Source organism: Ralstonia sp. 25mfcol4.1, assembly GCF_900104095.1.
Classification (GTDB): Bacteria; Pseudomonadota; Gammaproteobacteria; order Burkholderiales; family Burkholderiaceae; genus Cupriavidus.
This window is the reverse complement of record NZ_FNJO01000022.1, coordinates 47047-67977: the sequence shown is the minus strand read 5'-3', so window position 1 is coordinate 67977 and position 20931 is coordinate 47047. Positions and strand designations below refer to the sequence as shown.

Sequence of the window (20931 nt, the reverse complement as noted above, 5' to 3'; positions counted from 1 at the left end):
GAAGCTGCGAACCTACAGCGCGCCGCATCGGATCGCGCGACGCGCGCCTATCGCGCTGGCGAGTCGGGACTGGCCGAACTGCTCGCGGTACGCCGCAGCCTTGCTGACGCGTTGCTGGCCGAGCGCCTTGCTCGGGTCGACGCACTGGAAGCCGACAGCCGACTCAATCTTGACCTTCACCGGATGTGGGATCTCGATGACTGAGACCGCGTGCGGACATACGACAACTCAACCCAGACACCGCTATGGCACACCAGGAAGCGCTGCATTTGGCAGCCCTGACGGCAGCCCTGACGGATGTAGACCCCAAGGAGGTTTTACAATGAATGCCGAACCCAGATACACCCTCGCGATGAGGGTCCTCCATTGGCTGGTGTTCCTCGCCGCACTGATTGCCGTGGCGGCGATCGAGATCCTCGATGTTTTCCCGAAGGGCAGCCTTGCGCGAGCCGCCCTGTTCGAAATTCATCAATCTGCCGGCCTTAGCGTCTTTGCGCTGATGCTGTTGCGCCTGCTCGCCCGCCTCATGACGCCCGTCCCCTCACCTGTCCCGGGACCGAACCTCCTCCGGCGCATCGGCGGGCTTACGCACGGCATCCTCTATCTGCTGATGTTCGTCATGCCGGTCTTGGGCGTGCTAGCCGTCGCATGGAGCGCAGAACCCATCCGGGCATTTGGCATGACATTGCCCAGTTTCCTGGCCGAGCATGACAAGCTCGCTCACCTCGCCGGGGACGTCCACGAATCCGGCGCGACCCTCGTGTACATCTTTGTCGGGCTGCACGCGACTGCGGCACTTTGGCATGCGTTCGTCATGAAGGACGGTGTGCTGCGTCGCATGTGGTAGAAGGACTGGGAGACTGGGTTGCGCCTATCCGATAAGGAGCGAAACCGCAGCTCGCCTTGCTTCTGTGTCCTGACCTTGGCGGGAGGCGCGGTCGTGCCCCCAAAACACAAGACGGCGCGCCTTGCCCGTTCGCCGCGCCCGATGGAGCCTGCGGCGAAACCATCACGACCGGTCCACGATAACACGCAACCTGCAACCGCTACTTGCGCAGGGTTGGGTGACGGAGAGCTTTTCAGAGGAAGACGGGCGGAGCCGGCCGCTTTGCATCACAAAGGCGGGAACGTCGCTGTTGGGGTGCGCAGGACCGGCATGGGCGCGCGCGCAGGCGGCCGCCAAGTCGGTCGTCGGTGAGGATGGCGCGGATGCGATCATGCAAATCGCTTCCACGCTTACCCGCCGCGGACAGGGCGCAAGCAAAGGTCCCACGATTAGATGAGCGTCACAGACCCCGTCGGGCGCACCATTCTTCGCGCTCCCGCAACCGGCTCAGTCAGGAAATGAGGAGGCCTATAACCCGGTTGTCCGTACATAGCCTCGCAATGCTGGCACGTAAACACAAACCTCGACTCATGGTGCCATGCCCTATATCCACTATGTTCTCGTCTTGGCAACGGCCGGTATTCTAAGCATACCAGTCGTACACACTTGACGAATTAGACGTCTCAGATGGGTCGGAGAGCGTCCATCGGCAGCGACGGAGTCGAGCCCCGAGCAGCAAAGAAAGAAGCCGCCGCACGCCCGTGAGCGCGCACGGCGGTCGAAGTACTGCAGGGATGACGCCACCAGTATCAATGCCCGCGCCTCCGGTTTCAATTCGAATCTGACGCACCAGAATCTCACATGCGGTGCAGCGCTCGGCGACTCCGCCTAGTCGCGCCACGATGCGGGAGAAAGCCTCCCACAGGCTTCAGGGAGGGTTGTCGCACGGCGCAAACTTGATCTCCCTTCACTTGAACGGAGATCATCATGGACACGCCGAACTCTCAATCGACCCAACATGTTCCGTGGAACAAGGGGAAGCTCACCGGGCAGAAGCCGCCGCTGAAGCTTTGCGAGATCTGGGCGATTCGCACGAGACTGCAGATATCGTCAAACCTACGCGAGCTAGCGCTGTTCAACCTCGCGATCGACAGCAAACTCCGGGCGTGCGATCTCACCAGGTTGCTCGTACGCGATGTCTGCCACGGTACCCGCGTCAGTGCTCGGGCAACAATCGTCCAACAGAAAACTCATAGACCGGTCCAGTTCGAGATCACAGAACAGACTAGGGCGAGCCTTGAAGCATGGATAGCTGCGCGAGGATTGAGCTCATCGGATGCGCTATTCCCGAGTCGCATACAGACTTCGGCCCACCTTTCTACCCGGCAGTACGCCCGATTGGTACACAGATGGGTCGCCTCAATTGGCCTAGATGACTCCGTCTATGGCACGCACACCATGCGTCGAACCAAGGCATCGTTGATCTACCGGCGAACCAAGAACCTGCGCGCCGTGCAACTGCTGCTCGGTCACACGAAACTCGAAAGTACCGTACGCTATCTCGGCATCGAAGTTGATGACGCGCTGGAGATGGCTGAGCAGACTGAAGTCTAGTAGGTTCTATGGCTGGCGAGCGGTCGCTCGTCGGCCAACAGCAGCCAATCCCAAGCCCGTCGGCAATGGCTCAGTTCGCCCGCAAAGCGGCCGGTCGATCGACATCACACCACGTAGCATTCATTTGTCTCCGCTCCCTGCTATCGTAGAAGCGCATCCCATGCGATAAAGCTGGCGGCCAAAGTTAGTATTAGCCCGGCCACAAGACTGTAGTACTTGACCCTATGCAGGGATCGAGATCCAGTACCTCCGGAGCGGAGGCGAGATGTTTTCATCTTCGTTTGTTTGGCTTGCCGGTCTACGAGTCACTGCCTAACGACGATGCAAACAGGGCTACCCGTTGGCATCACGTTTTCGCTTGCAATCAACTGGCCCGAATGCTCGTCGAACGTCAGCTCGACAATGCTGTCGCTTCCTTCATTGGCCACATACATCGACTTTCCAGTAGGGGACAAGGTGAAGAACCGAGGGCCTTTCCCACCGGTCGGTGTCCAGCCAATAGGTTTCAGAAGACCGGATTCCGGCTCGACGGCCATTGTCACCACACTGTCGTGCCCGCGGTTGGAGGCGAAGACGAACCGCCCTAGCTTATCTATCTGAATCTCTGCGCCTGTGCTGTTTACCACGAAACCCAACGGCAACGTTGAAAGCGTCTGTAGCGGCACGAGCTCCGCCGTCGAACTGTCGTAGCGGTACGTCGTGATCGTCGAATCCAGTTCGTTCACCACATACGCGATCGTGCCCTTGGGATGGAAAACAATATGCCTAGGGCCGGCCCCGGGCGCTGCAATGACGTGAGGCTTTGGCGCTGGCTGGAGTTTGCCGGTCTTTCCATCAAGCCGCAGCGCAAAGACTCGATCCACACCCTTGTCTGGGACAAGAATGTACCGCCCAGTTGGATCAAATGGCACGTCGTGTGGATGCGGTCCGTCGTGTTGTTCGCGATGTGGCCCTGGCTCGCCTGAGATCTGGAACAGGTCCGCCACGTTCCCGACTCCTCCGTTTGGAAGAATAGGCAGAGTCACCACCGAACCTGACGCGTAGTTCGCAACGACAACGAAATGGCCTGTCGGATCGATCGCTAGATGCACTGGATTGCGGCCTTGTGTCGATTGACGGTTAATTAGCTGCAACTTGCCTGACAGCGGGTCAATCGTATAGGCACTGATATCGCTCATGTCGCCATGGACGGCATACAGGTGGTTCTGAGCTCGGTCCAACGTAAGAAAGGAAGGGTTATCCAATCCTTCTATAATCTCCACGAGTTCCCACCGCTGGCCGACGCCCGGGACCCGGTAGACGGAGATGCCTTTTCCGCGTGCGTTACGAGCCTTCGTCGTGCGACATCCCACGTACGCAAACTGAGACGTTCCCGATGTCGCCGCTTGAACGCCTAAGCTCGACAGACACGCAAATGCTGCCCCCGCTCCCATGATTCGGAGCGTTTGGCGTCTTCCAGTGTCCAAAGTTGTCTCCCAAAAAGCCCGAGAAGACGGCCGGTCTGTGCCTACCTGCCCTCTCGGGGTACTGCGCTTCCGCCTACCGGAAGTGAAACTCCAACGCTGAGATCCTTACTTGGGAGAAACGGCCCAGTAGGTGCGAGCATTGGTGAATTCCCGGATGCCCGCCGCAGCCAGTTCCCGGCCGTATCCGGACTTCTTGGTGCCGCCGAACGGAATCCGCGCGTCCGACGCCGTAATGGCGTTGATGAACGCTGCACCGCTAGTGATTTGCTTGGCAACGGCCAAAGCTCGGGCGTTCGAGCCCGCCCAAACGCTCACTGACAACCCAAATGGGGTTGCGTTTGCCAGTCGAACGGCATCGGTATCATCCTTTGCAACGGCAATGGCCGCCAAGGGGCCAAAGGTTTCTTCATCGAACGCCGCCATACCCGGTTGCAGATTGCCCAGGACCGTGGCTTCGTAGAAGTTGCCAGGACCTTCCACCGCCTTGCCACCAGCCAGCAGAACTGCGCCCGCCTCCAGGGACTGCTGGACTTGTCGATCCAGCGCGTCGCGCAGATCCGGACGCGCGAGCGGTCCCATCTGGGTGGCCGAATCGGTGGGATCGCCAACTACCAAGCTCTTGGTCGCGTCCACGAAGCGCTCAGCAAACTCCTTCGCGATGCCTTCGGAGACAATGAATCGCTTGGCGCATACGCAACTTTGACCAGCATTGTGGAAACGAGCCTTAACGGCTGCGGCCACGGCTGTCGAAAGATCCGCGTCGTCCAGAATAATGAAAGCGTCTGAGCCGCCGAGTTCCAGGACGGACTTCTTGGACGCGCGTCCCGCGGCTGCGCCCACTGCCGCACCAGCGCGGTTCGAGCCCGTCAACGTCACCGCGGCAATACGATCGTCCTGGATCAGTCGATCGATGACCTGCGGCACCTCCGGTTCAGCCACCACCAACGTAGTCACCACGTTCTTCGGCACGCCGGCATCGAGGAACAATTGCTCGAGAGCCAGCGCGCAGCCAGTGACGTTCGGTGAGTGCTTCAGGAAGACACCATTTCCGGCGGTGATCGCTGGAATAGCGAATCGCATCACCTGCCACACCGGAAAATTCCAAGGCATGACAGCCAATACAAGGCCAATGGGTTCATAGCTGACCCACGCGTCGACGCCATCGATGTCGACCTTCTCATCGGCCAGAATGCGCTCTGCATTGTCGGCGTAGTAAAGGGCCGTGACTGCCGACTTCTCCATTTCTCCGGCAGCCTCGGCACCGACTTTTCCCATCTCGGCAGTGATCAGCTCGGCAAACGATTTGCTTTGCCGGCGGAGCTCTTCTGCGAGGCGGCGAACAACTGCGACGCGGACTTCGAGCGGCTGCTTGCCCCAAGCTGCTGCAGCAGCATGGCCTGCGTCAACAGCTTGTTCAATCTGCTCGGCGTCCCAGCCTTCGTAAGTTTGAAGGGCTGCTCCGGTGCTCGGGTTGAAGGTCGTAATGGTATTGGTCATGGCTATCCTGTCTGCCAGTGTCGTTCGGTACCTGCGCCTCGTAGCAGCTTTCGCGCGGGGCGCTATCGTTTCTTCAGGCGTGGTGGAAGAGCTGGTTGCAGATCGTGTTGACCTGGCTACCCTTCACCACGCAGCGATCTGCCGCCTTGCGCCACTCCGCAAAATGCGGCGCGGCACGATGGGCGTCGATGGCGGCTTCGTCGTCGTATAGCTCATAGAACATGAAGTGATGCGGATTCTTTGTGTCCTGCGTTACGTCGAAGTATTTGCACCCGACTTCATCGTTGAACGTGCGCGTGGCGTTCTCCTTGATTGCGGCAAGGAATTCTTCCAGGCGCTCCGGATAGACGTCGAGGGAAACAATCAGTGCGATCATCGAAATTTCCTTTTAGGTATTGGCGGCCGGAAGTGCCGTGCGGGTTTCGGTAGCAAGCTTGACCATGCTTTGCCACGTGGTGTCGGCAAGAGAGATGCCTGCCTCTTTCAGTTGAACGGTGTTGCGGTCCTCAAGCTCACCCGGGAAGAAGATCTCTTCAATTCCGTGGGCCTTTGGAACCGCCTTCACTTCACCGATCAGCGTTTCCATGCGCTGCTCGAATTCTGCGAGCGGCATCGTCGACTTGATATCGATCGTGATCAGAAGGTGTCCGCAGCCGCTGGGGCGGTTCGCTTCGTAAGGGCCTGCGACGTTGGAGCCAAAATGACTACCAGTCAGCACGCCAGCGAGAACGTCCATCATGAACGAGATGACGTAACCTTTGTGGCCTGCCATCGGCAGAATCAGGCCGTGAATAGCTTCCTTGGCGTCAGTCGTCGGTACGCCGTTTTCATCTGCGGCCCAGGTATTCGGAATCTCGACGCCGCGCTCTGCTGCGAGATAGATCTTGCCGCGAGCCACGGCAGTGTTTGCGATGTCCATGACCGCGACACCACGGCTGCCGGCCGGCGCGGCGATGGACCAAGGATTCGTACCAATACTCTTGGCCTTCCCACCCCAAGGGGCCATGGCGGGGCTGGCGTTTGTTGCGAAGATCGCGACACACCCCTCCTTGGCCGCCATGCGCGTGAAGTACGCAGCCGTACCAAAGTGATTCGAGTTTCGGACGCCAACCGCGCTGATGCCGTGCTGACGAGCCCGACTAATGCCGAGTTCGACTGCCTTTTGCGACAGTACCTGACCAATGCCGTGATGACCGTCCATGACTGTCACCGCCCCGCCGTCCATCACAATCTCAGGCTTTGTGACGGCGGTCATGACGCCACTGCGCAGGCGCTCGACATACCATGGCAGGCGGAGCATGCCGTGCGAAGAGTGGCCCCAGAGTTCCGCGACTACCAGGCTATCTGCCAGCAGGTGCGCGTCTTCGGTTGGTACACCGAAGGATTCGAGAACCGCTGTCCCGAAACGGGTCAATGCTTCGGCGTGAACGGTGGTTGGCATGTCAATCTCCAGATAGTGCGATGTTCGTTTGTCGCGTTACGATCAAGCCGGTTAGATGGGATAGGCGCCGGTCAATCCGCCTACAATCAGCATGACGAGCCCGACCGCAACAGCGCGCCAGATGGTCTTTTTGGCGTGCTCTCCAAGCTCGACCTTGGCGAGGCCTGCAAGCAGCAGAAAAGAAGGCACAAGCGGACTGGATTGGTGCAGAGGTTGCCCAACGATTGCAGCCCGCGCCATCTCTACTGCTGAGATGCCGTAATGTGAGGCGGTCTCCGCGAGGATCGGCAGCACACCAAAGTAGAAGGCGTCGTTGCTTGTAAAGAAGGTCATCGGGATGCTGATGACGCCGGTCACGATCGCCAAGTGAGGCCCCCAGGATGCCGGGATAATTGCCACGAGCCACTTGGCCATGGCTTCGACCATCCCGCTTCCGCTCAAAACACCCGTGAGCACAGTCGCCGCGAACACCATGCCGACCACGCCGACGATGCTCGAAGCGTGAGATTTGATCTGCTCAGACTGATCCGCCACGCGGGGGAAGTTGATGACAAGTGCGACAGCCACACCAAGAAGGAAAACTACCGGCGAAGGGATTACCTCTATAACGAGCAGAGTCATCACGGCCAGCGTCAGGAGCGCATTGATCCAGACGAGGCGCGGACGTGCATGGGGACGCTTGATAATGTGCCCGTCGTTCGAGATGGGTGCGGAAAAATCATCTTCATCGTGACGTGACGACGCTACGGATGCGTCCACGCGCATCGATGCCATCGCACCAGGATGTGGCAGAGTCATGGCACCTGCCTGCGCGCCGCCGAAACTCGACGAACCCGACGCTGCCGCCGGCTTCCGTGCACCCGAGCCCAGTAGACCAGAGTCAGGCTGGATAGCGAGAATGCCAAGCCGCGTACGCTCTGCCCGGCCCAGGACATATGCAAGAAACAGTAACGCGCACACGGAAGCGAAGATGGCAGGTGCCATCGGCACAAAAATGTCCACCGGATTCAGCTTGAGAGCTGCCGCTGCGCGTGCGGTGGAGCCGCCCCACGGCACCGTGTTGAAAATGCCATTTGCTGTCGCCGCGATACACGTCAGCACCCAAGGGTTCATGCCCAGTCGGAGGTAAATCGGCAGGAAGGCTGAAGTTACGATGATGAACGTCGTCGAGCCGTCGCCGTCGAGCGACACAATGGCAGTGAGGAGCGCGGTGCCAATCGCAAGGCGGACCGGATCATTGTGGACAAATCGCAGAATCAGCTTGATGAGCGGGTCGAACATGCCGACGTCGATCATCATGCCAAAGTAAATAATGGCGAAGAAGAGCAGGCATGCTGTCGGCGCCACTGTCTTGATGGACTTGATGATCGACTGCCCAAGGTCGAGCCCCCCGCCAGCGATCAGCCCAAAGACGATCGGCACTAGGATGAGCGCTGCCACCGGTGTGAGCCGCTTGGCCATGATCAGGGTCATGAATGCGGCAATCATGCCGAAACCGAGAATTACCAACATCGTTGTCTCGCGTCATTGTCTGGACCGGCAGGCGGTTATGACTTGCTAATTAGCCTGTGGGGACTGACGAGACATATGCTCGGCGGCCGGTCACATTTTTTGAGGGCGCACGAGCCCTCGCCCCGGCTTGATCCGGGTCGGTTCACTCGCGCTGCAGGGTCCACGGCTATCCGCCGCAGACCTGGAATGGAGCTATTGGCGTTGGACGATCAGCGCTTGCCGTGTTCTGCAGAGACTGGGTTCGTGGCTCCCGTTTCGGTCAACGTGCGCGTCGCGTCGACCGTCGCGTAGATCCACATGATCTTCATCGGCTCAGTCTTCGACACGTTGCGGAACCGGTGATTGACGTTCGGCGGGATGAAGGTCACATCGTGAGCCTTGAGACGGTACTCGAGACCATCGATATCCAGGATCGCCTCACCTTCCATCAGAACGACACTCTCTTGGCAGTTATGGCTGTGAAAGGGGATTTCCACGCCACCATCAAACGACGTGTAGCCGGTGATGAAGCTGGTCGTACCCAGCTCACGCGACACCAGCGGCGTAGTACGTGCGCCACCACCACGCTCATGCGTCGGCAGCGTTTCGGGTTTCAGGAGGACGGCGCCGGAAGGGGTCTTGCTGGTCATGTTTTGTCTCCGATCTGGATTTGCGGTCGGCTGCAGATGAGCTGGCTGCGAGGGGAAGAATGGCGGTGCACAGCGCATCGCACCGTGCATCTTGTGCTGCGCGCAAATCCCATTTGCGACGCTGCTTGGTTGATCGAAGTATAGCTTTTTGTGATTACAGAATTCAAAGAAGAAATCTTAGGCGTTTACCCTAAGGCTTTGATGTATAAAGCTTTCAAAGGGATTACAGCATCCGAGCAACCGCCGAAAAATGCACTCTATGCGACAAAAATGGAGATTGACGCAGCAGTTTTCCGGCGAAGCAATTGGTCTATGCTGCAATGGCTCGCGGAGCCTTCTTCAAGCCGGCAGTGAGGCCTACCAGGCTTTGCCGAGAGCAGCGAGAACGGTCGGAGCGCCAGAAGGACGGACCGCATGGAGTGGGAGGAATAGGCGCGCCTGGCCGCTGCTCGGCACAAGCGGCCCAGGGGGCAAGTGAAGGTGATGCTCGACCAGGAAAAGCCCGGGAATTGCTCTCCGAGGAAAGAAACGGCAATAGGCGCTCGAGGGCGCCCCGCGGATCAGGCTGCGCTTTTGAATACGGACTTGCTGCGGACCTTTCGCTGACGCGCCCCTTCAAGATGCTCCCGCATCAGCCCCGCTGCCTTCAGCATATCTTGCGCGGCAATGGCATCAAGGATGGCCAGGTGTTCGATCGCCTGCTCCTGCCGCGGCTTGCGATCCTTGGCTTGCCCGTACTCGATAAGTCGCCGCAGCGAGTCCATCCGCTTGATGGATTGCACCAGGAAGCGGTTGCCAGACCATTTGGCGATCGTTTCGTGAAAGCGGCTATTGGACTCGAACAGCTCGATCGGTGTCATGGTCTTGTACCCCCCATCCACAATTGCCCGCTGTTGGCGGCGCAGGGAGGCGAGCTCGACAGGATCGGCACGAAACCACGGGCTCAAAAGCCCCGTGGGCTCCAAGGCGGTCCGATAGAGGTAGCTTTCCTCGTAGGCCTGCGCCGAGTCAATCATTGGCAGGAACGTCCAGCCATGCCCGATGGAGCGTTCGACCCACCCCTCCTCCTGGATTTTGGACAGCGCCTTGCGCAATGCACTGCGCGCGACATTGTATTGCCGCATCATGTCGGCTTCGGTCACAAAATCCGGCAGTGCGCCGCTTAGCCGGTCCTCTGCAATCTTCAGATGCAGCGGATCGTCTGGCTCCTGCGAAAGCTCTTGGGCGATCGCTGACAGATCGGTAGCGTCCTTGTTCAGGAAGAAGCCGCGGTTGTGATCATGGACGACCGCGCCGACCTCCACAAGATACCGCAGCGCAACATTGACCGGTGACCGGGACACCCCGATTCGGTCGGCCAGAACACTCTCCGCAAGGTGATCGCCGGCGCGAAGCGCGTCCAGGCGCGCCAAGGCAACGATTTCCCGCGCCACGCGAGTTTGCAGTTGAGAGAGATTCATGGTTCGACCGGCGGTAAGAGGTAGGGCCACCGAGTCATTTTGGGCACCCGGCGTCATGGATTCAAATGGCATTTTGCCATGACAGCCGTCAATCGCCCACGCTCCCGCCGGATCAGTCAATGCGCATCCCCAATTGCTGGATTAGCTTAGACCACTTGTCGTTTTCTTTGCGAATCAGGGCGGCGAACTCGGCTCCGCCGGCTGCCGTCGGCTCGTAGAGTTGGCTCCGAAGCTTGTTCGCGTTCTCGGGGTCCTTCAGCGCAGCCAAAAGCGCCTGGCTCAGCTTTTGGCTTACCGCCGCAGGCGTGCCCTTCGGTACAACCGCACCCGCCCAGGAAGTTGCCTCGTATCCCGGGACCGCTTCTGCCATGGCGGGTACGTCGGGCAATGCGCTGGCCCGCTTTGCCGAAGTGACAGCCAAGGCCCGGAGTTTGCCAGACTTGATGTGCGGCAGTGCAGCAAGTGGGTCCGCAATACATGCGTCTACTTCTCCCCCCAGAACAGCCACGACCGCCGGGGCACCGCCTTTGTAAGGCACATGGACAAGGTCGATCTTTGCCAGCGACTTGAGCATCTCCCCGCCGAGGTGGTTGCCGCTTCCATTGCCGGCGGAGCTGTACGCGAGCTTGCCGGGCTTGGACTTTGCCAGCGCAATGAACTCCCGCAGACTCTTTGCCGCCACGTTCGGATTGACCACCAGGATGTTCGCTACCGATGCCATCCACACCAGGGGATCGAAATCGCTCACCGAATACCCCGGCCGAGAATAGAGATGTGGATTCAGCGCCATCGTGGACAGGTTGACGAAGGTCATCGTGTAGCCATCGGGTGCTGCACGGGCGCCAAGGACGGTTCCAATGTTCCCGGCAGCTCCCGGCCGGTTGTCGATCACGATCGGCTGGCCAAGCAACCCTTGGGCTTTGCCTTGGACCGTCCGACACAGCAAATCCGCGCCACCGCCAGCAGCCTGCGGCACGATGAACGTAATGGGTTTCGACGGAAAGGCGCTCTCTGCCATCGCAAGACGTGGCGACATCGATGCAATAGCGGCCAGCGGCGCTGCCAGGACACCCTGCACGAGAGCCCGACGTCGTTGATTAGGGACCGAAGTCATGTGTTGTCTCCTATTTGACCTTGTTTACATATCGCTTTTTATGATCATAGAATGCATAAAAACGTCTGACAACTCATTCATGGCCGTTGGATGCGACCGGCGTGGCCCTTGCGCCACGGAATTCGGCACATCTAGGGTTTACATGGGTGAAATCTGCTACATCCGTCCTTACAAGAGACGGATGTTCGGCGATCCCCATGCCGCTAGAAACGCAATGAGCTTTCTTACATTGCCTTTCAGGATCTATAAATGCACTTATGCGCACGGTTTGACGCGAGCGCAGATCAGGACGAGACATGCCAACGATTGCTTATACGGGTTGCCGCACGACGGCCAAACGCAATGCACGAGGCCAGGGAATCGAAGTGTTCCTCCTCGCTGCCGAAGGTAGGTGGACCCACCAGCAGAGCGTTGCGGGTCTGGTTAATCCATCGTATTTGTTGGTCGACCAGGCGCGGCATCGCCTTTTCTGCGTGCATGGCGACGAAAGCGAGGTCAGCGCATTTCGCATTGACGAGACAAATGGTTCCCTGACCAAACTAAATACCCAATCCACGCACGGCAAGAACCCCGTCCACCTTTGCTTGACTCGGTCGGGCACTGCCCTAGTGATCGCGAACTATGCGACGGGAACGGCTGTCGCACTTCCTGTCATAGACGACGGCCATCTGGGACCCGTTGCGAGCTCCCTCCAATTCACCGGCCAACCCGGTCCGAACGTTGGTGAGCAGCGCGGTCCGCACCCCCATCAAGTTTTGCGCTTGCCTGGCACAGACCGTTTCGTTTTCCCTGATAAGGGGACCGATGCCATTTGGTTTGCCGAGTTCGACGGCATCCGCGGGATTTGGCGGCAAGACTCTGTTCGGCGCGTTGCTGCTCGCCCGGGTGCCGGCCCCCGTCACGGGATCGTTCACCCTTCTCGCCCTTTGCTCTACATCGTCAACGAGCTAGATTCAACGCTCGCCACGTACCAGATCGACGAATTGGATTGCAAACTCGTGGGCATGTCGGACTTGCTGCCAAGAGGTTTTAAGGGACACAACCAGGCCGCAGGCATTGCTTTGGACCGGAAAGGCGAGCGTCTGTTTGTGAGCAATCGTGGGCACGAGACGATTTCGACGTTAGCCATCGCCCCTATGACCGGGATACCGCAATTGACGGGATGGGTGCCCTGCGACGGAAAGACTCCGAGGTTCATCGCTCTCGGCCCTGCACAGGCCAGTCTGGTTGTCGCACATGAGGGGTCGGACACTATCCGCAACTTTCCAATCCATGACGCTTCAGTCCGAAGCCCATTGGGAGCCTCCCAGCAAGTAGCCGTTACGGGCAGTCCCACTTGCGTGGCTTTTGTAACGATCTGACGCATGAAGCAAAAAAACGACCGCAGTACTTGCGGTCGAATAAGTGCCTCATGAAGAAGCTTCCCAATCAGACGATCTGTTCTTCCTAGAACCGATGCTGAATACCCATCGTCACGGCGAGTTGAGTGTTGGCGACGGGCGTACGATCCCCGGCGCGCATCACGCCAACCGGCGTAAAGGTTCCGTCACCATTTTTTTTCGAACGCGCGTATGCCACGGTCGTATAGACGCTCGTACGCTTCGAGAACGAGTACATTCCCTGGACGAGGAACATCATCGGATCGGATGCGGTGTCCTTCTTATCTTCGTAGTAGACGGCTCCCGTCAAGCGGAACGCCGGTGTCAACGCATAGCGGACGCCGGCCCACCACAGATCACTGCGCGCGCTGGCGCCTGTCGCCGGCTTCAGTTGATACCAGCGGTAACCACCCATCAGCGTCGCAGCGCCCACTGCGTAGGCACCGGAGACTGTCACGTCCCTTGCCTTCGAATAGTCGCCGGCCGTAGTGAGTGCACCGTTTCCTTGGTCATAGACAACTCCAACGCTCGCGGGCCCGTTGTCATACCGAGCGCCACCACCGAACGCCGCATTGGCCTGACTGCCGCCGACCTGCTCGCCGAGGCTGTAGTGCGCCATAGTGGTCACCGGGCCGAAGACACCAGTGTACTTCGCAGTGTTGTCCAGCCGGGTTTTGTAGCCGGTGGACGGCGAGGAGCCTGTACTGGTCACCCATGAATACTGCGGCGCATATCCCATCGGGTCGTGGGGAAGCACCAGGTCATACATCGAGGACGTTTGGCGACCCAACGCCACTTGCCCGTACTGGCTCTCGAGCCCAACGAACGCAAGGCGACCGAACAACCGTCCATCGGATGAGTTGCCGGTATCGGAGTCAATGCCGCTCTCGAGCGTGAAGAAAGATTTGAGCCCGCCGCCGAGATCCTCTTTACCGCGAATCCCCCAACGGGACGAGTTCATGCCGCCCGAATTCACACGATAGGCGTTGCCAAGCCCGGAAGCGGCAGACTTTCCGTCCTTCGCATTGTGGTTTGAGAACTCGATATTCGTATCGATCAAACCATAGAGCGTGACCGACGACTGCGCCAATGCAGGGGACGCCATCATCGCGATACTGCAGCCGAGCGCCACCGACGTCATGGTGCATGCATTGTGCAAATTTCTCTTCATTACTCCTCCGTTGTAGTAGGGGTTGGTTATTAGTTAGTCGTCCTCGGACAACCGAATGCCTTTACGGCGGAGGAAAACAGGGACGAGCAGAATCAGTGCTGTCGCCGCGAAGACCGCCGCTACGATGGGTTGAGTCAGAATTGCCAGCCAGTCGCCCTGACTGATCGAAAGCGCATTGCGCAACTGCTTCTCCGCCATGGGTCCGAGAATCATCCCGACAATGACCGGGGCGACGGGGAAGTCGAATCTACGCAGAAGTACCCCCATCCAACCAATAGCGAACATCAGCAGGAGGTCGAACCAGGACTGGCGCATGCCGTACACGCCGATAGAGGCAAACAGCAAGATTCCGGCATAGAGATACGGTCGTGGTATGGCCAGCAACTTCACCCATACGCGCACCAGAGGCAGGTTGAGCACCAGCAGAATGAGGTTGCCAACGTAGAGGGATGCGATCAGACCCCATACGAGTTCTGGTGATGTCTGGAAAAGCAACGGACCCGGCTGCAGGTTGTAGTTCTGAAAGGCAGCGAGCAGGATCGCCGCGGTGGCAGATGTGGGAATGCCCAGGGTCAACAGCGGCACCAGCGACCCGGTTGCGGTGGCGTTGTTCGCTGCCTCGGGACCAGCAACTCCTTCGATTGCACCGCAACCCTTGTTCGCCGCGAACTCTGCAGGGGACTTCGACAAACGCTTTTCGAGCGCGTATGAGAGGAATGTCGGAATCTCTGCTCCACCGGCGGGAATGGAACCAAACGGGAAGCCAATCACTGTTCCTCGCAGCCAAGCCGGGAAAGACCGGCGCCAGTCCTGCTTCGTCATCCACAGGGACGTCATCCGATTCATAGAGCTGTCGGCAGCTTGCGGGTACATCAGTGAGTAGAGCGACTCAGCGACAGCAAACAAGCCGACGGCGACTAGTACTACCTCGATGCCGTCGACAAGCTCAGGAATGCCAAACGTGTATCGAGCAATGCCGGAGATGGAATCCATGCCAATCAGACCGATGGACAGGCCGATGGCGAGACTGGCCAGGCCACGCAGCATCGAGGCGCCAAGCACTGCCGACACGGTCACGAATGCAAGCACGAGAATGGCGAAATACTCCGCAGGTCCGAACCGAAGTGCAAACTCCGCAACCGTCGGCGCAAACAACGTAAGGCCCACCGTCGCAAGCGTGCCTGCCACAAATGAACCAATCGCGGCGGTAGCAAGGGCAGGCCCCGCGCGCCCGTGCTTGGCCATCAGGTTTCCTTCCATCGCCGTGACCATGGAGGCGGACTCCCCTGGCGTGTTTAGCAAAATCGATGTCGTGGAGCCGCCAAACATGGCGCCGTAATAGATGCCCGCAAACATGATCAGTGCGCTGGTCGGTTCCAGCGAGGCGGTCACGGGCAACAGCATTGCGACGGTCAACGCCGGCCCAATTCCGGGCAGAACGCCAACGGCAGTTCCGAGGAGGCAGCCCAGAAAGCCCCAAAGCAGATTCATAGGGGCGAGCGCCGCCCCAAAGCCCTGTATCAGGGCATTCGATAGTTCACTCATGATGGTCCGGGAAGTGCTGCGCCCGACCGTGCGCAGCGTCAGTCGATCGCTAGATCCATTGATTTGATAGGCGAGGCAGCGAGACACCGAGCCCTATACCGAACGCCCAATAGACGGGAAGAGCAACAGATGCGGCCACGAGAAAGTTGGTGACCCATCGCCGACTGCCGAATCCACGAGCGGCGAGAGCGAATAGGAGCGTCCCCGCAAGTACGAAGCCGATTCGATCGATCAAGATGGCATTCAGTACCAGCCCAGCGGAAACCCACGCCACCCCCAAGCGGGAACCGCTTGGGACGGACGCGTCCACTGACAGGTTCCGAAAGCCTCCTGTCATGGCCTGCAGTAGCAAGCCAATGGACAGCATCCCTGCGAATGTCGCAATAGCGAACGGCACGACGCTTGGACCCATGACCGAGAACCCAGCATCTACGGGAAAACGCGACGCGCCGACCGCCAGACCGAGTGCGATGCACCCTAGGGACGCACCAATCACGATTTGCGACATTTGGATGCGAGGCGTCATCAGATCAACCCGACCTCGGCCAGCGTGGTGCTGAGCCGGGAATGCTCCTCTTCTACAAACTTGGAGAAGCCTTCGCCAATCTGCACATCAGGGGTCCACAGATTGTCCTTCACTGCGGTCTGCCAGACCTTGGTCTTCGTGGCCATCACCACCGCATCCGCAAGAGCCTTCTGCTGGTCCGCCGTCAGGCCTGGGGCACCATAGACGCCGCGCCAATTGCCGATCACCACATCGATTCCCTGCTCCTTCAGCGTGGGAGCCGAAACATCTGGCAATCGAGTCGGGGAAGTCACTGCCAAGGCGCGCATTTGTCCCGCCTGGATGTACTTGGCAAGCTCGGAATAGCCGCCCGTAATCACGGAAATGTGGCCGCCCAGCATTGCGGCCGTGCCCTCGCCACCGCCGCCGAAGGGGATGTAGTTGATTTTGTTGGCCGGGATAGCGCTCGCACGCGCCAGTTCGGCAACGCCGATATGGTCGGTAGATCCTTTGGAACCGCCGCCCCATTTGATTGAGGCGGGGTCTTTCTTGAACGCAGTCATGAGATCAGCCATCGACCGAAATGGCGACGCCTTGTTGACTGCAATGACGTTGTACTCGGTGAAGAGCTTCGCGATCGGTGTCGCGTTGGCAAGGGTGATTGGTGGCTTGTTCTGGACCACTCCTGTCACCATGATCGCGCCCATTACACACAGCGCATTCGCGTCCCCCTTGCTGCTGTTCACGAACTGGGCCAAGCCTAGCGTGCCACCAGCACCCGGCTTGTTCTCATAGATAGCTCCCTTCGCCTGCCCTGCCTCCTGCAGGGCCTTTCCCAGCGTCCGGGCGGTCTGGTCATAGCCTCCTCCCGGTGCGCCGGGAACCATGATCTTTGCGGTGTCCAGTGCCCAGGCGGAACCTGCCAGCATCAGCATGGCTACAGCATTGAACAGTGCGAATGATCGAGTCCAATCTCTCATTTTACGGTCTCCTTTAGCTTTTTATGATGATGTAGTGCAATGCAAAACCAAAAAAAAAGGCGGATGTACCGGCGGGTAATGTATTTATATGGAAACAGCCAGCCGCGTTGTGCCTTTTGTGATTATGAAGTGCAATTAAGGCAGCGAGCAACCAGTTCTTCACTAGGGATATCCCGAGGGCACAGGGCGCGCAAACATCGAGACAACAGTCTGGAACAGGACTGTTAGCGACCTCAAACCGGACGCTCAAAATTCGCCGGTCGATGGCAGGATCGGGTCGAGAGCCGTCGATTGAGCCGCGCTTGCCTGTGAATGTGGGCCGACGACCGGGTCAGGCTGGGGATTCAATCGGTCGATGCAACTCATCAAGAGTCTGCATCGACTCAAAAGCGGGCCGACGTCTTTGAGCACGAAATCGTGGTTGATCTCTTGGGCGCGTGATGGATGTCAGAGAGAAAAAGCCCCGTCGAACTTGCGGACCTTGCGCCTGGCGACTTGATGCTCATGAGCGCCCGCCCTCAGTGCAGGTCGTGGCTCGCCCCGTAGCTGAGATGTAGAAGCGGCTGGGTGACTCCGCTGCCTGGGTCGCGGGCGCGGGAACCCGGCTGGCCTCTTGTTCGGCACAGGTCAGCAGTTCCGCCTGCCGCCACTCTTCGCCATCCCATTGTTGGAACACCAACTCGGATACTGGGATGATCTCGAGCGTACCCGATCAGTCCGTGGGGCTGGCTCCCACTTGGAGCGCGCGGGTCACCAAGGCAATCGACTCAGGAATTGCCATCCCGGCGAGGCTGGTGATTGTCGGCCACGGCGCCAGCCGCTTGTCGCCTGCGGCGAGGCCGAAGCGGTACAGGCCTTGCTGTCTGGACTCGCGCTGTGTCGGCGGGAAAGCCTTCCCGGAACTGCGCTTCCACGACAGGGTCGCGGCCGCCGGCTCCCACGTCTGGGCCTTCGAGAGCCACAGGATCCGGCGGCCGGTGTTGGCATACGGTGCGGTCGTGGGCAAAAGCTTCATGGTTTGGGTAATGGCTGGCAGGTGCGTGCCCACGGTGTAGTGCCAGACCAATGGGGTCGACATCATTGCTCCTTTCGTTGTTTGCTCAACTTGAGAATGGGCTACACCGGCTTCCCAAACAAGCAAGGGCACGGCTCATGGCGAGCACGACAATAGAGCGTCGCGTCTAGTTCTGTGGGCGATAAGCGCATGGGCGCCCTGTTCCGATCCTCCCACAAGAATCCGCGACGCTACCAAGGAACTCTCCAGCAGAGCGCGCCGAATGGCCCTTCCCGACGCCGAGCATTCGACGCTGCGAAACGGACCGACATGCTGACTTGGTTTGGGCGGCGAACTGTTTTCAATCGCCTCGCTCGAGAATGCGTACGATTGCGCACATTCAACATCATGAGACATTTGCATACTCGCGGGGCAGGCTATGACCTAGCCTGCAGGCCCTTGAACGCCCCGCAGGTCCCCCGGCCGTGGGGCCTCTTTTTCGTTGCCCATTCATGACAACCCTGCTCACGCAAGCCAATGCCATAACGGGTTGCAGAATTTTGTGTAGTCAGATTGATGGACTACCATGCATGCGTCTCCAGCCCAATTAACTCCTCCATGATTGGGCCCTCCGTAGCTACGCCTGTTTCTGGGCGTAGCTTTTTTCGCGGAGGCTGCTGACCTCGCCAACCAGGGACGATCGTACTTTTGGTGCATGTATGGCCCCGACGCTTTTTGCAAGCTTCTTGTTCGTGATGTTGAAACGGTCTGCATGCATGTATCCGGCTTGCCCGATTGGCGCTTACCGAAGCACGCCCGCAGCCTTGATGAGATCCGCGCACCCTGTCCTTAGCAAAATCGCGGCATACCTGACAACTGTCGCCGGCACGAAAAGCAGGCTTTAGGATGCTGGTTCAACCAATTTCGTCATCGCTTTGAGAAGCTTCGCAAACCTGGGTGGGTATCCTCCTCCTTGCAAGCGGCTTTTCGGCTTTTCGGCTTTTCGGCTTTTCGGCTATGCGGCTATGCGGCTATGCGGCTATGCGGCTATGCGGTGGCGCAGCGCGTTACGTAGGTAGAGTCGCTGCTGAGTAGCACTTGGACGACGCGTGCGTTTTTGTTGGCTAGCGCAACCGCGGCGCAGTAGTATCCTCGTCGCGCGATCAATTGCTGTAGCCAGACGCTCTGCGGATCGGCCTTCTTCATGGCATAACGCAGGACGGCTCGGGCGCCATGGATGAGCAGGGTCCGCAAGTAGGTGTCACCGCGCCGGCTGATGCCGTGCAGCCGAGACTTGCCTCCCGACGAGTGCTGGCGTGGTACGAGGCCGAGCCAAGCTGCAAGATGCCGACCGTTGCGAAATTGCTTGGCGTCGCCGACGGCGGCAACCATGGCCGTGGCAGTGATTGGACCGATGCCAGGCACTTGCGCGATCTTCTTGCATAGCGTCGATTGCTTCATGAAGGACTGGATCGAGGCCTCGATTAGATGGACACGTTCCTCGATGGCCTTCAGGTGCTGCAGCAGTTCGGTTAGTAGCGTCTGGCAGAACGACGTCAGTTCATCGGCGCTCTTGCTAAGCAGATCCGGGATTGCACGCTTGAACGCCTCTGGTGAGCGCGAAATCGTGAGACCTCGCTCGCCGAGCAAGCCGCGCATCTGGTTGATGAGGGCGGTCCGGTGGCGGATCAGGATTGCGCGCATCCGGTGTGCGGCTTGGATGTCCTGTTGTTCGACCGATTTTATTGCAACGAAGCGCATGGCTGGCCGGCTGCCGGCCTCAACAATTGCCTCGGCATCGTTGCGATCGTTCTTGTTTGTCTTGACGAAGGGCGACACATACTGCGGGCTGATCAGCCGAACCTCAATGCCAAGCGATCGGAAGCGCCGTGCCCAGTGATGGGCAGTGCCGCAGGCTTCCATGATGACCATCCGCGGCTTCAGTGTGCGCACGGCCTCTAGCAGCGAGCCTCGCGAGATCTTCACTCGATGCACAGGCCGTCCGCGGCGGTCGGCGCCATGGAGCTGGAACACATGCTTCGCGAGATCGATGCCGAGGATGTCGATTTCCATGATGAACCTCCACGTGTCAGGGTATGCCGACAGTGTCCCCCGAAGGGAGGCGCCGGGTCCTCGCCGGTGATGGACCTGTGCAACGGTGAGATCTTGGCGTACCAGACAAGCCGTCAGCCTCACTTTAATCTGGTAGGGTCCATGCTCAGGAAGGCAATGGACCAGGCTGACTGGCTCCCAACGTCCACTGTTGCACTCCGACCAGGGCTGGCAATACCAAATGCCGGCCTACCGGCGGATTCTGGCCGAGCACGGCGTCAGGCAGAGCATGTCACGTAGGGGAAACTGCCTGGATAACGCGGCCATGGAGAGCTTCTTTGGGACGCTCAAGTCCGAGTGCTTCTACCTGAGCAAGTTCAGCAGTGTTAGCCAGTTGCAGGATGCACTGCGTCGCTATATCCACTATTACAATCACCAACGCATCAGGACCAAGCTGAAAGGGCTGAGCCCTGTGCAATACAGAACTCAGCCCTTCACGGCTTAGCCCACCGTTTCAACTGTCCAAGTTATTGGGGTCAGTTCACTTCCGCGCCGAAATAGCCCCCGACAATGGCCGCTCCCTGTTACAACGGAGCAAGCAATGTCCCTTCCCCCACCGCTCAGATGTTCGTCAACCTGGCCCGCGAACGCGACCGCGCAGAACTGCGGCAGTCCTACGTCAAATTCCCTGGCCCGCTCGGCGTGGAGCTCGGGCAGCCTAACCAGGCAGCGCAGCGTGCCCTCGA

Annotated in this window: 17 protein-coding genes and 2 pseudogenes; 5 read left to right on the top strand and 14 right to left on the bottom strand. The window is 59.2% G+C overall.

Annotated elements, in window-relative coordinates; genetic code table 11:
* The 3 genes and pseudogenes from BLQ58_RS26765 to BLQ58_RS26755 all read left to right on the top strand — a co-directional run.
* A pseudogene (locus BLQ58_RS26765) lies at positions 1-204 on the top strand (TolC family protein); the annotation flags it as partial.
* A gap of 118 nt (positions 205-322) precedes the next feature.
* The gene (locus BLQ58_RS26760) at positions 323-847 is read left to right on the top strand and encodes a cytochrome b (protein WP_092603372.1); all 525 of its coding nucleotides are present in this window, start codon (positions 323-325) and stop codon (positions 845-847) included.
* A 966-nt stretch (positions 848-1813) separates the two neighbouring features.
* Entirely contained in the window at positions 1814-2440 is a 627-nt protein-coding gene (locus BLQ58_RS26755) for a tyrosine-type recombinase/integrase (RefSeq protein WP_092603370.1), read from the top strand.
* 305 nt (positions 2441-2745) lie between these two features.
* Here the strand turns inward: BLQ58_RS26755 and BLQ58_RS26750 are convergent, their stop codons facing one another.
* The 8 genes from BLQ58_RS26750 to BLQ58_RS26715 all read right to left on the bottom strand — a co-directional run bounded on the left by BLQ58_RS26750 (position 2746) and on the right by BLQ58_RS26715 (position 11559).
* Entirely contained in the window at positions 2746-3792 is a 1047-nt protein-coding gene (locus tag BLQ58_RS26750; protein WP_254776191.1) for a lactonase family protein, read from the bottom strand.
* Positions 3793-4011: 219 nt separating this feature from the next.
* On the bottom strand, positions 4012-5403 hold the full coding sequence (locus tag BLQ58_RS26745; protein WP_092603366.1) for an aldehyde dehydrogenase family protein: 1392 nt from the start codon (positions 5401-5403) through the stop codon (positions 4012-4014).
* Positions 5404-5476: 73 nt separating this feature from the next.
* Positions 5477-5779 carry a putative quinol monooxygenase gene (locus tag BLQ58_RS26740; protein ID WP_092603364.1) on the bottom strand — a complete coding sequence of 101 codons (303 nt, stop codon included), beginning with the start codon at positions 5777-5779 and terminating at the stop codon, positions 5477-5479.
* 12 nt (positions 5780-5791) lie between these two features.
* A complete protein-coding gene (locus tag BLQ58_RS26735; RefSeq protein ID WP_092603362.1) occupies positions 5792-6844 on the bottom strand; it encodes an Ldh family oxidoreductase in 1053 nt (350 codons plus the stop codon).
* A gap of 51 nt (positions 6845-6895) precedes the next feature.
* Positions 6896-8356 (bottom strand): CitMHS family transporter, encoded by a 1461-nt coding sequence (locus BLQ58_RS26730; RefSeq protein ID WP_092603360.1) that lies wholly within the window; start codon positions 8354-8356, stop codon positions 6896-6898.
* 209 nt (positions 8357-8565) lie between these two features.
* Positions 8566-8985 carry a cupin domain-containing protein gene (locus BLQ58_RS26725; RefSeq protein WP_092603358.1) on the bottom strand — a complete coding sequence of 140 codons (420 nt, stop codon included), beginning with the start codon at positions 8983-8985 and terminating at the stop codon, positions 8566-8568.
* 560 nt (positions 8986-9545) lie between these two features.
* A complete protein-coding gene (locus tag BLQ58_RS26720; protein ID WP_254776189.1) occupies positions 9546-10565 on the bottom strand; it encodes a GntR family transcriptional regulator in 1020 nt (339 codons plus the stop codon).
* On the bottom strand, positions 10558-11559 hold the full coding sequence (locus tag BLQ58_RS26715) for a Bug family tripartite tricarboxylate transporter substrate binding protein (RefSeq protein WP_092603356.1): 1002 nt from the start codon (positions 11557-11559) through the stop codon (positions 10558-10560). Before BLQ58_RS26715 ends, BLQ58_RS26720 begins: the two co-directional genes overlap by 8 nt.
* 296 nt (positions 11560-11855) lie before the next feature.
* Here BLQ58_RS26715 and BLQ58_RS26710 point away from each other — a divergent pair, with 296 nt between their 5' ends.
* Positions 11856-12920 (top strand): lactonase family protein, encoded by a 1065-nt coding sequence (locus tag BLQ58_RS26710; protein WP_092603354.1) that lies wholly within the window; start codon positions 11856-11858, stop codon positions 12918-12920.
* Between the two features lie 85 nt (positions 12921-13005).
* Here the strand turns inward: BLQ58_RS26710 and BLQ58_RS26705 are convergent, their stop codons facing one another.
* The 6 genes from BLQ58_RS26705 to BLQ58_RS26680 form a co-directional block, all read right to left on the bottom strand.
* Positions 13006-14109, bottom strand: a complete 1104-nt coding sequence (locus tag BLQ58_RS26705) for a porin (protein WP_092603352.1) — start codon at positions 14107-14109, stop codon at positions 13006-13008.
* 33 nt (positions 14110-14142) lie between these two features.
* Complete coding sequence (locus tag BLQ58_RS26700) at positions 14143-15654, bottom strand: tripartite tricarboxylate transporter permease (protein WP_092603350.1); 1512 nt, start codon at positions 15652-15654, stop codon at positions 14143-14145.
* Between the two features lie 49 nt (positions 15655-15703).
* Positions 15704-16162: a tripartite tricarboxylate transporter TctB family protein gene (locus BLQ58_RS29775; protein WP_368086176.1), complete on the bottom strand. Its 459-nt coding sequence runs from the start codon at positions 16160-16162 to the stop codon at positions 15704-15706.
* 17 nt (positions 16163-16179) lie between these two features.
* Positions 16180-17139: a Bug family tripartite tricarboxylate transporter substrate binding protein gene (locus BLQ58_RS26690; protein ID WP_092603346.1), complete on the bottom strand. Its 960-nt coding sequence runs from the start codon at positions 17137-17139 to the stop codon at positions 16180-16182.
* 712 nt (positions 17140-17851) lie between these two features.
* Positions 17852-18220, bottom strand: a complete 369-nt coding sequence (locus BLQ58_RS26685) for a hypothetical protein (RefSeq protein WP_092603344.1) — start codon at positions 18218-18220, stop codon at positions 17852-17854.
* A gap of 960 nt (positions 18221-19180) precedes the next feature.
* Positions 19181-20206, bottom strand: coding sequence for an IS110 family RNA-guided transposase (locus tag BLQ58_RS26680; RefSeq protein WP_092603380.1), 1026 nt, complete (start codon positions 20204-20206; stop codon positions 19181-19183).
* A 60-nt stretch (positions 20207-20266) separates the two neighbouring features.
* On the opposite strand from BLQ58_RS26680, the pseudogene BLQ58_RS26675 reads away from it, so the two are divergent.
* Positions 20267-20690, top strand: a pseudogene (locus BLQ58_RS26675) (IS3 family transposase); the annotation flags it as partial.
* Positions 20691-20931: the final 241 nt, after the last annotated feature.